The organism is Sulfurimonas sp., from assembly GCF_041563035.1.
Classification (GTDB): domain Bacteria; phylum Campylobacterota; class Campylobacteria; order Campylobacterales; family Sulfurimonadaceae; genus Sulfurimonas.
Genome location: NZ_JBFFNS010000001.1, coordinates 1 through 14,622, shown reverse-complemented (window position 1 = coordinate 14,622; position 14,622 = coordinate 1). Strand labels below are relative to the sequence as shown.

Genomic DNA, 14,622 nt, shown 5'->3' with positions numbered 1-14,622 from the left:
TTAGTTTTCCAAAAACTCTTTCTCTAAAGCGATTAAATCTTCAAAGTTTTCTCTTCTTCTAATAAGTCTTGCTTTACCGTTTTGCACTGCTACTTCAGCACTTCTACCACGCGTATTATAATTGCTTCCCATACCAAAACCATAAGCTCCTGCACTGTGAACTACAAGAAGGTCATTATGATTTAACTCAGGTAGTGGATAGTTTTTTGCAAAGAAGTCACCACTTTCACAAACAGGACCTACTATATCAACGTTTCTTACTTCAGATGCAGAGTCCGTAATAGCTTCTATCTTATGATAAGCACTGTAAAGGCTTGGACGAAGAAGATCATTCATCGCTCCATCAACAACTACAAACTTTTTAGCTCCATTTTGTTTCTCATAAAGAACTTTAGTCAAGAAGTAACCTGCATTAGCAGTTAAAAATCTTCCAGGTTCACAGATAACTGTCAGATCAAGACCCTTTAGAGTTCCTAATATTGCCTGTGCATAATCATATGGTTTGATTGTAACTTCATCATCGTAAGTAATTCCAAGTCCACCACCGATATCAAAAAACTTCAACTCAATATCAATAGCTTCAAGTGAACGAACCATGTCAGCTACTATCACAGCTGATTCATAGATTGGTTCTAGGTGTGTTAGCTGTGAACCAATATGAAAGTGAACACCGACAGGGTCAAGAGCCTCTGAGTTCTTTGCAAATATGTACATTCTTTTAGCTGTATTGATATCTACACCAAACTTGTTGTCATGTAGTCCCGTAGAGATGTATGGGTGAGTTTTCGGGTCGATATTTGGATTAACGCGAATACTGATGCGAGAAGTTTTATTTAACTCTTTTGCGATTGACTCAACACGAAATAGTTCTGCTTCACTTTCAACATTGATATAAAGGATATCTTTGTCTATTGCTTCACGTATTTCATCATCACTCTTACCAACACCTGAAAAAATAATTTTGTATGCCGGAATTCCAGCTAAAAATGCACGGCGTACTTCACCGATAGATACACAATCCGCTCCACTTCCTAAATCAGCAAAATGCTTAACTACACTAAGATTTGAGTTTGCTTTTACAGCATAAGCTAAGATAGATTTTCTACCTCTAAAAGCCTCTTTTAACTCTTGATATTGTTCACTCATATAGTCTAAGTTATAAACGTACAGAGGTGTTTTATACTCAGATGCCAGTTCTTTAAAGTTCATTGTAAAATTTCCAAATATTTTTTAAGTGATTTTATCCAAAAAGTGCTTATATTTTTGTTATAAAAGAGGGGATGACTATCTTCTCTCGGCAAAGACGAAGTCTTTGCATGTAATGGTTAAGCGGCTAAGCGGTATTTTCGCCACTGTCTAAGAGCTATAAAGAAGAGAATAATTACCGGAGCAACTACACCTGCTTCACTTGAAATAGTCTTATTATTTGAAAGTTCTATGAGCATAAACAAGATTCCCCAGATTAAAAGTGTTGCAAGAATGGCTCCAAAACTAAAGAGAGAAACATTTAAAAATCTTGCACTAATCGGGACAAAAAAGAAGATAATCACTACCAGACAAGGTACAAAAAACGGGTAAATAAATATCTTGTAAAGTGCACCTTTTATGCTGCTGGTATTTATATTTTGATCTTTGAGTAAGAATAATGCATCTATCGCATCTTTGATAGTAAAATTCACCTTACCTTCATATACCTGATCAAGCATTTTTGGACGAAAACCGTGTAGAATACTCAGACCTTTTTCATGGTCAACTTTTATACCTTTTGATTCAAAGCTCATATTGTCAGGTTTTGTGATTATATCTGCTTCTGCAATATGCCAAGACTCATCTCTGTATGTAGCCTCTTTTGCTACAACTACTTCTTTAAGTGAGTTTTCTTTAATACTAAAGACTCTAATACCCTCTGCTTTTTCCTGAAGAGGAAGCATCTGAGAGAAGTAAATATACTTATCTTTATATGTAAAGAAGAGGTCTTTTGTAGGACTTAGATAAGCTGCATTTTTACGAATATTGTTTGAAAACTCATCCGCACGGGAAAAACTCGGAAGTGCATGAAGAGATATGAAAATCACTACTATTGTGCTTGAGACAACTACAAAGGGCTTTAATACATCTACTTTTGAATAACCCAGTGAATAAAAAGAAACCAGAGCATTCGAGCGAATAAGAAATATTTTTGTCGATATCATAGCAAATATTAAAGATAACGGAAGAAGCATATCAATCGCGAAAAATGCTTTATATACAAGATAAATCAAAACCAAGTTTGCGGATGAAGATAGTGAGTCAGCATTTTCCATATAGTCAAATCCAACAAGGAACATAACTAAAGCAATTAGGATGACTGAGAAATATTTTAAATAATGAAAAGCGATATATCTAAATGCTAGCAAATTATTCCTTCTCATAAAATCTGAATAAGTCCAGTTTATATTCAATCACTTCGTCCTCGCCTCTAGGCAAGAAAACTTCTTCGAATAGTAAATGTTATTTTAGCTGAAATTTTTTAATCGTATATTTTGAACTCACATCTTCTAATGAATTTTCAAGCAGACTCTCTACGGCCTCACATGTATGTGTGATCCAACCCTCAAGATGCTCAGTCTCCGCTGAGGAAAAATCACTTAAAACATAAGAAGAAACTTCGCCTTTATGTTCAGGCTTTCCAATTCCAAGTCTCACTCTTGCATAATCACGTCCTATCATCTGATCCGCAGATTTAAGTCCATTATGCCCACCATGACCGCCACCATATTTAAAACGCAGAGTTCCAAAAGGAAGGTCTAAATCATCATGTATTACAACAACTTCATCTATTTTATAAAACTTTTTAACAGCTAGAATCGAGTTACCTGATAAGTTCATATAAGTAAGTGGTTTTAATAAAAAATGATTTGAAAATTTGAAAAGGTCACCGTTAAATGATGAAGATGAAAGTTTTTGAGCAGAGTTTCTGCGAACTAGCTCATCTATGACCATAAAACCTATATTATGGCGATTTTTTGCATATGCCGGGCCAGGATTACCCAGTCCGACTATTAGCATGATTATTTAGCTTTAATAATACTTACAACAGCTACACGATCTGCATCTAGCATAGTAACATTAGGGATAGCAACTAGATCACGAACTAGTTTAGAATCACCAGTATCCATTTCAGTAACATCAATTTCAAAAGTATTTGGTACATTCTCAATAGCACCTTTTACAGTTAAACGAGGTTTAGCTTTATGAACAAGACCTTTATTTTTAAGACCTTTTGCTTCACCAACTGGTACAACCGGTACATTATAAGTAGTTACAACACCTGGTTGTGCTACCATTAAATCAACGTGTAAAAGATTACCAGTTACTGCGTGAGCTTCATATGATTGAACAACAAGATTCATCTCTTTTCCCTCTATACTTACTGGGAATGCTAAAGTTTCTTTCTTGCGAACAGTACGGATATATTCATTCATTTTGAATGCAGCATTGATATTCTCAAAGCCTTTTCCATAGATGTTAGCAATTAGATAACCATCGCGACGTAGTGTTTTTGTGCTTTGTTTGTCAGTACTCTTTCTAATTATGCCTTCTAACATATTAAATCCTTAATAAAAAATGTTCGGAATTATACACATACAAGCTTTAAAATCTACTTTAAGTCAAAGATATCATCACTTTTATCGATTTTAATCTCTTTTTCTCCACTTGCAGATGGATTTTTAGCAGTTTTAGATGAGCTTAACCCACTCATTCTTAACTCTAGATCAGATGCACTCGTAGCATAATCTTTCGCTTTTTCTTTTGTAATGATTCCTTCATTATAGAGTTCTAAAATATGTTGATCAAAGCTTTGAGACTTATAATGGTCTCTACCTTTCTCGACAGCATCTCTAATCTCATAATCACGATTTTCCATAATCAGTTTCTCAATAGTCGGTGTACGGACAAGGACTTCCATAGCTGCACGTCTTCCACCATCTATTGTAGGGATAAGCCTTTGTGAGACAATACCTTGAATAACTCCGGCTAGAGACATTCTTACACGATTTTGCTCATCAGTAGGAAAAGTTGCAATAATACGATTAATGGTCTCTTTTGCATCTATAGTGTGAAGAGTAGAAAAAACCAAATGTCCTGTATCTGCAGCATGAAGGGCAAGATTTATCGTCTCTCTATCTCTCATCTCTCCAACCAAGATAATATCCGGATCCTCACGAAGAGAAGCACGAAGAGCTGTACCAAAAGAGAGTGTATCTTGACCAACTGAACGCTGGTTAATAATACATCCCTTATCTTTATGAACAAATTCAATAGGATCTTCAATAGTAATAATATGCTTTCTCTTTCTAATATTTATCTCATTAATAAGAGCTGCAAGAGTTGTTGACTTACCACTACCGGTAACACCTGTTACTAGGACAAGACCTCTCTCTTTTTCAGTGAAATCCTTTAAAATATCAGGAAAATGAAGTTCTTCTATTGATGGGATTTTTACAGGAATAACACGGAAGACTGCTGATACACCATCCATCTGAAAGAAAATATTTACACGAAAACGATTTCTTTCATCAAAAGGATAAACTAAATCTATCTCTTTCTTTTCAATGAATTCTCCGAACCTTCCTTTTAGTAACTCTTTTGCAAAAGTAAGTGCATCTTCTTTAGCAAAAATATCACCGGCAAACTGAACGATGTTCCCATTGATCCTAGCTCTGATAACTGAGTTTGCTTTTACGTGAAGGTCACTGCCTCCAAGTTCAATCATCTTTTTAAGATATATTCTAATCTTGTTTAATTGGGCAAAGGTTAACTTACTTACATCTACTTCATTACTCATAAGGACTCCAATATATCGTTAAATGCGTCTTTAAATGATTCTAATCCATCAGCTATCTGCTTATCAAGAACAGCATCAAAATCAACACCTGCATTTTTTACTTTAAAAAAATGCTCTTTTATAACTTCCTCAGAAATAGGAAGGGCCTTTCTCTTTTTTCCGCCTTTATGAAAAGCGTCTATAGTCTCAATAGGTGCAGTATTTACACTATTATATGCTAAAAGATTATCAACATAATAGTACGCAGGCAGTGAGTCATCTTTTACACCAGTACTTGCAAAGAGTGCTCTGCATCCGCTAATATTCATCTCTTGTATAGCATTATAGATATCGGCTGTATTATAGATGCCGCTAAGAGCTACCTCAACACCGTTTGCACTGAGTGTTGCATCTAGAGCACGGTCAACTCTACTTACAAAGATACTGATTACAGTATCAACACTTTTACCACTTCTCTCGCATCCACGTTCAAAAGCTTTAGCACAAGATATAGCCTGATCTTTTTTAAAGATAAGTGTCGCATTTACAGGGATTCCAGATGCGCTTAACTCTTCCATCGCCTTATATCCGGCTGTTGTTGCAGGAACTTTAATCATTACATTTTCACGACCGATTTCAGCAAAAAGTCTTTTACCCTCATCGATAGTAGCATCTGCCTCATCACAAAGAAAAGGGTCGACTTCAATACTTACATATCCATCATCACCTGCGTCATAAAGTGGTTTTAAAATATCTGCCGCTTTTTTAATATCATATATAGCAACAGCTTCGTACTTTTCTTTAGCACTTAGACCATTAAGAGAAGCAAGTTGCTCTTTGTATGCAGGTGAATTTAAAATTGCATTTTTAAAAATAGCTGGATTTGAAGTAGCTCCATTAATGATTCCATTAGTAATCAACTCTTTAAACTCTTTATCTAAATAATCTCTCTCAATAAAATCTGCCCATAGTGAAAACTTCAAATCTTCTATATACATATAATTAAATCCTAAATAATTTTTTATCTATTATAGCCCAAAAATTCTCAAACCTTTTTAAATTAATTAAAACTATCAGATGAAGTGTAATTAATACATACTTTACTTCACTATTTACAAATATGCTATATTTTACAGCATCAAAATAGAGATATAGTTCAAATACATATTCATCGTAAAGATTCAAATTTACCAAAATCAATACTAAGATTAAAAGAAGTAAAAAAACTCTATACGAGAAGTAACTGTAAAAGCTATGCAGTAGATATGAGATGCCGATTAAAGCTATGAAATAAAAAGTGTAAAAACCTGAAGCAAAGAGATAAACTAACATAATATGAAAAGAAAGTGCACTAAGAAAAAATATAGTTCTTTGTGCAAATCTCATTTATGAAACTGATCTTGGAATCTCAACAGTAAATGTTGATCCACTGCTTGAAGTATCAACTTCTATCTTAGTCCCAAACTGTTTTTGCATAATCATCTGACTCATGTAAAGACCAAGTCCGGTACCATTTTTTCCTTTTGTGCTAAAGTATGGCTCAAAAAGATGTAGTAGATTTTCATCTTTTATACCATTGGCATTATCTTTAATCCTAACAAAAATACTTTTTTTACCATTTACCAAAGAGACAATTATCTTCGGTTTTTCTCTTTTAGCCTCATTTAAAGCGTCTATTGAATTGTTTAAGATATTTAATAAAACTTGAATTATCTCATTTATGTATATACTGATAATAGCCTTATCTGTTTTTTCCAATAAAATTTCAATACCATTTTCTTTGACTCTTGGTAGCGTAAAGTTTATTGCTCTTTGTACTAACTCGTGTACTTCTACTCTTGATATCTCTTTATTAGGATGAAAATATGTTTGAAAATCATCAACAGTATCTGAGAGATAAAGAATGGTATCACTAATGCCGCTTAGTGTTTTATCAAGCTCCTCTTCATCAACCTTTTTTCCAAGTGCTTTTTTTATATGTAGGTTTGATATTTGAAGAGTTATTGTAGAGAGAGGCTGTCGCCATTGATGCGCTATCATGCTTATCATCTCCCCCATAACTGCTTGTTTTGACTGCGCAGTTAAAAGCTGATCTTGAAGTTTTAACTCTTTTACCTGTTCTTCAAGTTCTAGATTGAAATTTCTAAGCATTTTTTGTTGTTCTAAAATCAAATTTCTAGCTTCATCCATTTTAACCTGATAAAAATAGATGATTATACTTACTATCATTAAGACAAATGAAATATATGTCACTTGAAAAAGGGAATATTGAACTTCAATAAAATTTTGCAATGGGGCTATAACAAGCATACTAATAGTAAAAATCAGCCAATATATCCCATTATTAGTTTTTTGAAAATATAAAAGGATGATTGGATATGTAAATAACCATACATGCTTTAAAGCACCGGGCTCACTTATATAAATAAGGAAAAGGAACAAAATTGTAAACTGAGCCGTCATTATCATAGCGACAATTTCAAAGGATTTTTTATAAGACCTAAGAACAAAGAAAAGTATTATATTCATACAAATTAAAAAGATTTCTATTGGAACAAGTTCCCATGCATCTCTTATAATGTTACCAAGTACGCCATATAAAAGTGATACTGATGATAGCAATAAACCGATATTAACCATCTGATATCTACTTTTTACATCACTATTGTATTCATCACAGATCCAGCCACTTGTGAAAAAATTATCTAATATTGACTTTTTCATCTCTTGTCAATCCAAATCATGGTAAATATACCTTATCTAGTAATTCATTATATTCTAACTTGACGTCACTATCTAAAGTTATTCCTCCACCACTTTTGTATATATATCCATCTTCTGTTTTTTCAACATAGCGAATCATTACACCGCTGTCAAAGCACTCACCATCATAGATGCCAAAGACACCGCTAAAGAAACCTCTCTCATATCCTTCAACATTTTTGATAATCTCCAAAGTGCTCTTTTTTGGTGTCCCACTTATACTTCCTGCAGGAAGTAGTGCACTCAGTATATCCCCGATTCTCTCTTGCCAGTCATCACCTACACTACCGCTTATATGTGAACTTACTTGCAGTAATTCTTTCTCACCTGAGTCTATTTTTTGTACATATCTAAACTCTTCTACTTTTACATCAGATGCAACTATAGAGAGATCATTCCGAAGCAGATCAACAACCATAGTATGTTCTGCCATCTCTTTTTCATCATGAAGTATTTTATTTTTAGCATCTGCTATAGAAGCGTCTATTGTACCTTTCATGGGAAAAGTATGTATCTTTGATTCTTTTATACGAATAAATTTCTCAGGAGAAAAACAGACAAACTCATCTTTGTATCTTAGTTTATAGTGTGCATTCGCATAGTTATATATCTCTTTTAAAGTTAAATCAGAATGGATCTTTGTAGGTGCAGTAAGATTTAAAAGATAGGTGTCACCAGATTTTATATGCTCTATTATCTTATCAAACTTTTTTTTATAACTTTCATATCCAATAACATCTTTTTTAAAAAAATTCTTATGTTTTTTATGAGCATAATCTTCATTGATGCAAAATTCTATATCGTGTGAGCTTAACTCATCTAAGGGTATTACTTCTATTTTTTGTGCTAAAAAATCGCTTATAAATAAAAAAGGAACTCTCTCTATGCCAAGAGAGTTTATCTGTTTAAATGTCATGTATAAGTTTTTTTAGTACCGCCATTCTTATAGATACACCATTTGTTACTTGCTCTAGAACCTTGCATCTATCATCTGCTAAAAGTGCGTCACAAATATCAATATTTCTATGAACAGGACCAGGGTGTAAAAGTATAATATCTCTATCACCAACTAACTCTGTTGTTATACAAAAATCACTCGCATAATCTTTAAGTGAAGCATAGCTTTGTGAAGAGTGTCTCTCAGTCTGAGTTCTAAGGCTCATGATTACATCAACTTCATCGATGATCTCATTTAAAAAGTGTGTAGTTCTAAGAGTAGTCTTTGGTAAAAAGTGTGGAGGGGCTACGAGTATTACTTCCATGCCAAACCTTGTTAGTAGTTCTATGTTTGAGTTGGCTACCCTAGAATTTTTAATATCTCCGACTATAGCTATTTTTTTACCCTTTACATCACCAAAATGCTCTTTTAGCGTAAATAGGTCAAGCAGTGCTTGAGTAGGATGTGCATGAGCACCGTCACCTGCATTGATTATTGCAGATTTTGTATGGTTGGAGAGGATTTGCGGAACACCTGAGTTTTGGTGACGTACTATTATTGCATGTGGGTTCATAGCATCTAAGTTCATTGCAGTATCTACTAAAGTCTCACCTTTTTTTGTAGAACTCTTTGCAGCATCCAGGTGTACAATCTCGGCGCCAAGTCTTTTTGCAGCTATTTCAAATGAGCTTTTAGTTCTTGTGGAGTTTTCAAAAAACAGTGTGATTACTATTTTATCTTGCAAGATTCTATCGAATGCTCCATCGCCAAACTTTCTTGCATCTGCAAAAATACCTTCTATCTCTTCTACTGTAAAATCATCTGTGCGAATTAAGTGTTGCATGCTCATCTTTTTAAATTAATTTATAGATTATACAAGACATCGCAAATAGTGTCAATATTTTGGCTAACTTTCAGTACCTCAAATCCTGTTTTTAAAAAATAAGGCTCTGAGACAGTTGCAAAATTATCATCATCACGACAATTAAAAGCTACAAGATGCTCTATATTTTTATCTTCGAGTGCTTTTTTACTAAGAAGGGTATCATTTATACATCCTAGTGAGCAGTGTGTAACCAGCAGTGCATGAGCATTAAAGTGCTTTATTAAATCAAGCATCATAGTATTTTCATCAACTGGGACATAAAGTCCGCCAGCGCCCTCTATGATTAGCAAATCACAAAGCTTTTCCAGTTTTTCTACCGCTTTATCTAACAACTCTAAATCTAGTTTCAAATTATTTGATGAGACAAATGGAGCAGCAGGAAGCTCATAAGTAATCGGTACTATATCTGATAAAAAGACATCTTCAAACTCACTATTTAGCTCTTTTACAGTTATCAGAAGTTCATTTCCATCTGGGGCATGACCATCTACTACACCTGTCTCTATAGGTTTTATAACACCTACTCTTAAACCACGAGATGCAAACTCGCGTAAAAGAAGTTTTGTTGTGTAAGTCTTACCAATATCTGTGTTTGTCGCTGTAATAAAAATTCTTTTTTTCATATTTATCTCTACTTTGGTATAATCACTTATAATTTAAAGGCATATATTAATGAATAATTTTGAAGAGTATTGTACCAAATTTGTCCAGTCAGTTGGAAACAAAGAAGGAGCGGTTAGTCCGGCTGTGATTAATTCTGCTTCTTTTGCTTATGGCACACCAGAAATTGCAGAAGGAATTTTTGAAGGAAGTGTCAAAAAACCGCTCTACTCTCGTATGGGAAACCCAACAACAGCAAAACTAGAATCTATTATGGCAGAGATGGATGGAGGAGTTGCGGCTGTAGCTACTAGCTCTGGTATGGGAGCGACAACTCTCGCATGTATGTCACTTCTTGCATCCGGAGATGAGATTATATCTATCGGCGGTCTTTTTGGTGGGACTTATGCACTTTTTTCTGAAACTCTAACTCGCTTTGGAGTAAAGACTAACTTCTTTGATGTAGATGATTTTAATGAGATAGAAGATTCAATAAATGAAAACACAAAAATCATCTTTTTAGAGAGTGTTGGAAATCCAAATATGAAACTTCCTGATATTAAACGTATTGCTCAAATTGCGAATGAAGCAGGAATCATTTTAATATTGGATAACACTATAACGCCACTTTGTATTTCTCCTTTGTCTCTGGGTGCAGATATAAGTGTTTACTCAACTACTAAAATCATCTCTGGAAACTCTTCAGCTCTCGGTGGTTGTGCAGTTTTTAGAGCTGTTAATGACGGAGATGATAAATTGAAGTCTCCGAGATATAGCTTCATGTCAAAGTTTATAAAAGGTGCCGGTAAAATGGCACTCTTTGCAAATGCTAAAAAAAGAGCTCTTAGAGACTTTGGTATGAGCGCAAATGCAAATGCCAGCTACCAGACTATGTTAGGGTTGGAGACACTTCCGCTAAGACTATCTAGGATAACGGACAGTGTAGAAACAATAGCTTTAGCACTTGATGAAGCAGGTTTAAACATCAACCACCCATGTTTAAAATCACATCCGCATAATGAGAGATATTTAAATGATTTTAAGAATGGATGTGGAACACTCTTTACTATAGATATGGAAAGTAAAGAGAAAGCATTTGAATTTTTAAACAATACAAAACTTGCTACACTTACAGCAAATATTGGAGATAATAGAACATTGGCTCTTCACATGGCGTCTACAATTTACAGAGATTTTGATGAAGATATAAGAAAATTTCTCGGTATTAGTGATGGATTGATACGCGTTTCTATAGGGCTTGAAAACCCAAAAGATATTATTAACGATTTTATTCAAGCTTCAAAGTAGGAAATAATGGCTATTAATACAGATTTACAACTTTATGATGAAGTTAAAATAAAACATCCAAAGAAATACAAAGTTTTTCTTTTAAATGATGACTATACCTCAATGGATTTTGTAATCGATATACTGATTACTATTTTTCATAAAAGTTATACCCAAGCAGAACAAATCATGCTTGATATTCATAAGAAAGAGCGTGGATTGTGTGGTGTTTATACTCATGAGATTGCAGAGACGAAAGTAATGCAAGTACGAAAAAAAGCTAAAGATAATGGTTTTCCACTAAGAGCTATAATGGAGGAAGAGTAAGAATGATAAGCACAAATTTAAATGATATATTTCAAAAATCTATTCTCTATGCAAAAGAGTTAAGACATGAATACCTAACAATCGAACATGTTTTTTACCTACTACTAAACTCCAAAGATGGAGCAGAAATTATCCAAACTTGCGGTGGTGATGTAGAAAAAATGAAAGAGTCTCTTAATGACTATATTTTAAAAAATATTGACACACTTCCTGATAACATAAAACAAGATCCATATGAGAGTGTAGCACTCTCTAGGCTAATTGATAATATGATAAAACATATACAGAGCGCTCAACAATCAAGTGCTGACGTAGGTGACTTGCTAGCTGCCCTATATGATGAAGAGCATAGCTTTAGTTACGTTCTTTTAAATGAGTATCAAATATCAAGACTTGATATTTTAGAACTAATCTCTCACCGTGAACCAAGCTCTGCATCTAATGAAAGAGAATCTTTTTTAGATAAATATTGTATTAATCTTTTAGATAAAGCTAAAGATGGAAAAATCGATCCTGTTATTGGAAGAGATAGTGAAATAAAAAGAGTTGTTCAGATTTTATGTAGACGCAAAAAGAACAACCCTATTTTAGTGGGTGAGGCCGGTGTTGGGAAGACTGCCATTGCTGAAGGTTTAGCACTAAACATTTCAAGTGGTAATGTTCCAGATATTATAAAAAAAGCAGAACTATTTGGACTTGATCTAAGTGCTCTTCTTGCTGGCACTAAATATAGAGGAGACTTTGAAAAGCGCCTAAAAGGTGTAATGGATGAGTTGAAATCACATCCAAATGCTATTCTTTTCATAGATGAAATACACACTTTAATAGGTGCTGGGGCTACAAGCGGTACTATGGATGCGGCAAATCAGCTCAAGCCTGCATTGGCATCCGGTGAGTTAAAGTGTATGGGTGCGACAACATTTGCAGAGTATAGAAATGGCTTTGAAAAAGACAAAGCACTTAGTAGAAGATTTTCTAAAGTCGATGTGGATGAACCATCAGTAAAAACAAGCTATAAAATTTTAAAAGGTTTAAAAAGTAGATACGAAAAGCACCATAATGTTACATACACGAATGAAGCATTAAAAAGTGCTGTTGAACTATCAAAAAGATATATTACTGACAGATTCCTACCGGATAAAGCTATTGATATTATAGATGAGACAGCTGCATCATTTCATCTGAAAAATCCTAAAAAAAGAAAAGTTACTGCTTATGATATAGAAAAGACCATTTCTGGAATTATTGGCATCTCTGGTTCAAAAGTCACAAAAGATGAGACAAGTGCACTAATGAATCTAGAGAGTGATTTAAAACAAAAAGTGATAGGTCAAGATGCTGCTGTTATGGAAGTATCAAAAGCTATTAAGATTTCTAAGGCAGGACTAACCCCGCAAAATAAACCTATCGCTTCATTTCTGTTTTCAGGTCCTACCGGTGTAGGAAAGACAGAACTTGCTATATCTCTCAGCCAAATCCTAGGTGTTAATTTTGAGAGATTTGATATGAGTGAATATATGGAGAAACACGCACTATCTCGCTTAGTTGGAGCACCTCCAGGGTATGTTGGCTATGAACAGGGTGGACTACTGACTGAAGCTATAAAAAAACATCCTTATACAGTTTTACTTCTTGATGAAATAGAAAAAGCTCATCCTGATTTAGTAAATATTCTTCTGCAGATTATGGATAGTGCTACTTTAACTGATAATAATGGATATAAAGCAAACTTCCAAAACGTTATACTTATTATGACTTCAAATATTGGAGCAAGTGCCAGAAGTGTTATGGGATTCAACAAAGATGATTCTATTTCGCAAAATGAAGAGTTAAAATCATTCTTTACTCCTGAATTTAGAAATAGGCTAGATGCAATTGTAGAATTTGGACAACTAAGTCTTGAAACTGTTAAAGATATTGCAATTAAATTTATTAATGAGTTAAATATTGAACTTAAAAAGAAAAAAATCACTGTAACTATGTCTCCAAAAGCTAAAGAGTATATTGCTGAGAGTGGATATTCAAAAGAGATGGGCGCTAGACCACTTAAAAGATTTATTCAAGACAATATCACTAATAAACTTAGTGATGAGATATTATTTGGAAAGTTAAAAAATGGTGGTAAAGTAGAAGTTGGATTTAACAAAAAACTAATTCTAAAATTTAAACAATTAGATGATTCCGCAGTTAAATAAATATGAACTAAAGTTTCCGGATGCGTCCCAAGCAAATGAAGATGGAATACTAGCTTGGGGAGGGGACTTAACTCCTTCTAGACTTATTCGTGCATATCAAAACGGTATATTCCCATGGTATAGTAGTGGAGACCCTATTATATGGTGGTCACCAAATCCTAGACTTATAATGGAACTAGATGATTTTAAAATAAGTAAATCACTGAAAAAAAATATAAAAAAATTTGAATATAAATTTGACAGTAACTTTGAAGAAGTGATGTATAGATGCTCTACAGTGCCAAGAAATGATCAAGCAGGTACTTGGATTAGTGAAGAGATTATAGAAGCATATACAACATTACACGGCATGGGAATAGCACACTCTATAGAAAGTTATCTAAATGGTCAACTTGTAGGTGGGTTATATGGCATTGTAGTTGGAAAAGTATTTTGTGGTGAATCAATGTTTGCTCATGTAAGTAACGCTTCAAAATCAGCATATGCAGTTTTAATAAAACATTTAAAAGAGTGGGGATATGACTTTATAGATTGTCAAGTACCAACAAATCATTTAAAGAGCTTAGGTGCTAAAGAAGTAGCAAGAGAGTATTTTTTAGATAGATTATTAAAAGTCAATATGGATAAAGTAGATAATCTATGGATAATCAATAAAGATTTAATAGAGACATAATAAATAATATAGTTAAGTAAAATAAGTAATTAATAAAAAGGAGTTTGATAAAATAAGTTGAGAGATAAGTAAATTGATCAACTAGGCAGCGACCTACGTTTCCAACCCTGCAAGGGCAAGTATTATCAGCGATGAGAGGCTTAGCTT

Annotated in this window: 14 protein-coding genes; 4 read left to right on the top strand and 10 right to left on the bottom strand. The window is 33.8% G+C overall.

The window, feature by feature from the left end:
- From lysA to bioD, 10 genes are all read right to left on the bottom strand, one after another.
- Window positions 1-1,209: a diaminopimelate decarboxylase gene (gene lysA / locus ABZC13_RS00070; protein WP_372998124.1), complete on the bottom strand. Its 1,209-nt coding sequence runs from the start codon at window positions 1,207-1,209 to the stop codon at window positions 1-3.
- A 116-nt stretch (window positions 1,210-1,325) separates the two neighbouring features.
- Window positions 1,326-2,396, bottom strand: coding sequence for an LptF/LptG family permease (locus tag ABZC13_RS00065; protein ID WP_372998121.1), 1,071 nt, complete (start codon window positions 2,394-2,396; stop codon window positions 1,326-1,328).
- A 94-nt stretch (window positions 2,397-2,490) separates the two neighbouring features.
- The gene (gene pth / locus ABZC13_RS00060; RefSeq protein WP_372998118.1) at window positions 2,491-3,048 is read right to left on the bottom strand and encodes an aminoacyl-tRNA hydrolase; all 558 of its coding nucleotides are present in this window, start codon (window positions 3,046-3,048) and stop codon (window positions 2,491-2,493) included.
- Between the two features lie 2 nt (window positions 3,049-3,050).
- Complete coding sequence (locus ABZC13_RS00055; RefSeq protein WP_372998115.1) at window positions 3,051-3,587, bottom strand: 50S ribosomal protein L25/general stress protein Ctc; 537 nt, start codon at window positions 3,585-3,587, stop codon at window positions 3,051-3,053.
- Between the two features lie 53 nt (window positions 3,588-3,640).
- A complete protein-coding gene (locus ABZC13_RS00050; protein ID WP_372998112.1) occupies window positions 3,641-4,828 on the bottom strand; it encodes a type IV pilus twitching motility protein PilT in 1,188 nt (395 codons plus the stop codon).
- Window positions 4,825-5,805 (bottom strand): transaldolase, encoded by a 981-nt coding sequence (locus ABZC13_RS00045; protein ID WP_372998109.1) that lies wholly within the window; start codon window positions 5,803-5,805, stop codon window positions 4,825-4,827. Before ABZC13_RS00045 ends, ABZC13_RS00050 begins: the two co-directional genes overlap by 4 nt.
- 388 nt (window positions 5,806-6,193) lie before the next feature.
- Window positions 6,194-7,531 (bottom strand): sensor histidine kinase, encoded by a 1,338-nt coding sequence (locus tag ABZC13_RS00040; RefSeq protein WP_372998106.1) that lies wholly within the window; start codon window positions 7,529-7,531, stop codon window positions 6,194-6,196.
- A gap of 16 nt (window positions 7,532-7,547) precedes the next feature.
- A complete protein-coding gene (locus ABZC13_RS00035) occupies window positions 7,548-8,486 on the bottom strand; it encodes an aminodeoxychorismate synthase component I (RefSeq protein ID WP_372998103.1) in 939 nt (312 codons plus the stop codon).
- Window positions 8,476-9,351 carry an aspartate carbamoyltransferase catalytic subunit gene (locus ABZC13_RS00030; RefSeq protein WP_372998101.1) on the bottom strand — a complete coding sequence of 292 codons (876 nt, stop codon included), beginning with the start codon at window positions 9,349-9,351 and terminating at the stop codon, window positions 8,476-8,478. Before ABZC13_RS00030 ends, ABZC13_RS00035 begins: the two co-directional genes overlap by 11 nt.
- Before the next feature lie 20 nt (window positions 9,352-9,371).
- Window positions 9,372-10,016, bottom strand: coding sequence for a dethiobiotin synthase (gene bioD / locus ABZC13_RS00025; protein ID WP_372998098.1), 645 nt, complete (start codon window positions 10,014-10,016; stop codon window positions 9,372-9,374).
- Between the two features lie 49 nt (window positions 10,017-10,065).
- Here bioD and ABZC13_RS00020 point away from each other — a divergent pair, with 49 nt between their 5' ends.
- The 4 genes from ABZC13_RS00020 to aat are packed head-to-tail and all read left to right on the top strand — an operon-like array spanning window position 10,066 to window position 14,475.
- Complete coding sequence (locus ABZC13_RS00020; RefSeq protein WP_372998095.1) at window positions 10,066-11,301, top strand: PLP-dependent aspartate aminotransferase family protein; 1,236 nt, start codon at window positions 10,066-10,068, stop codon at window positions 11,299-11,301.
- A gap of 6 nt (window positions 11,302-11,307) precedes the next feature.
- Window positions 11,308-11,607, top strand: a complete 300-nt coding sequence (locus tag ABZC13_RS00015; RefSeq protein WP_372998092.1) for an ATP-dependent Clp protease adaptor ClpS — start codon at window positions 11,308-11,310, stop codon at window positions 11,605-11,607.
- A gap of 2 nt (window positions 11,608-11,609) precedes the next feature.
- Window positions 11,610-13,802 (top strand): ATP-dependent Clp protease ATP-binding subunit ClpA, encoded by a 2,193-nt coding sequence (gene clpA / locus ABZC13_RS00010; RefSeq protein WP_372998089.1) that lies wholly within the window; start codon window positions 11,610-11,612, stop codon window positions 13,800-13,802.
- On the top strand, window positions 13,783-14,475 hold the full coding sequence (gene aat / locus ABZC13_RS00005; RefSeq protein WP_372998086.1) for a leucyl/phenylalanyl-tRNA--protein transferase: 693 nt from the start codon (window positions 13,783-13,785) through the stop codon (window positions 14,473-14,475). The genes clpA and aat overlap by 20 nt, the downstream gene beginning before the upstream one ends.
- Window positions 14,476-14,622: the final 147 nt, after the last annotated feature.

Coding starts and splice junctions, on each gene's coding strand:
- lysA (WP_372998124.1), bottom strand. CDS start 1,209: ATGAACTTTAAAGAACTGGCATCTGAGTATAAAACACCTCTGTACGTT.
- pth (WP_372998118.1), bottom strand. CDS start 3,048: ATGCTAATAGTCGGACTGGGTAATCCTGGCCCGGCATATGCAAAAAAT.
- ABZC13_RS00055 (WP_372998115.1), bottom strand. CDS start 3,587: ATGTTAGAAGGCATAATTAGAAAGAGTACTGACAAACAAAGCACAAAA.
- ABZC13_RS00050 (WP_372998112.1), bottom strand. CDS start 4,828: ATGAGTAATGAAGTAGATGTAAGTAAGTTAACCTTTGCCCAATTAAAC.
- ABZC13_RS00045 (WP_372998109.1), bottom strand. CDS start 5,805: ATGTATATAGAAGATTTGAAGTTTTCACTATGGGCAGATTTTATTGAG.
- ABZC13_RS00040 (WP_372998106.1), bottom strand. CDS start 7,531: ATGAAAAAGTCAATATTAGATAATTTTTTCACAAGTGGCTGGATCTGT.
- ABZC13_RS00035 (WP_372998103.1), bottom strand. CDS start 8,486: ATGACATTTAAACAGATAAACTCTCTTGGCATAGAGAGAGTTCCTTTT.
- ABZC13_RS00030 (WP_372998101.1), bottom strand. CDS start 9,351: ATGCAACACTTAATTCGCACAGATGATTTTACAGTAGAAGAGATAGAA.
- bioD (WP_372998098.1), bottom strand. CDS start 10,016: ATGAAAAAAAGAATTTTTATTACAGCGACAAACACAGATATTGGTAAG.
- ABZC13_RS00020 (WP_372998095.1), top strand. CDS start 10,066: ATGAATAATTTTGAAGAGTATTGTACCAAATTTGTCCAGTCAGTTGGA.
- ABZC13_RS00015 (WP_372998092.1), top strand. CDS start 11,308: ATGGCTATTAATACAGATTTACAACTTTATGATGAAGTTAAAATAAAA.
- clpA (WP_372998089.1), top strand. CDS start 11,610: ATGATAAGCACAAATTTAAATGATATATTTCAAAAATCTATTCTCTAT.
- aat (WP_372998086.1), top strand. CDS start 13,783: ATGATTCCGCAGTTAAATAAATATGAACTAAAGTTTCCGGATGCGTCC.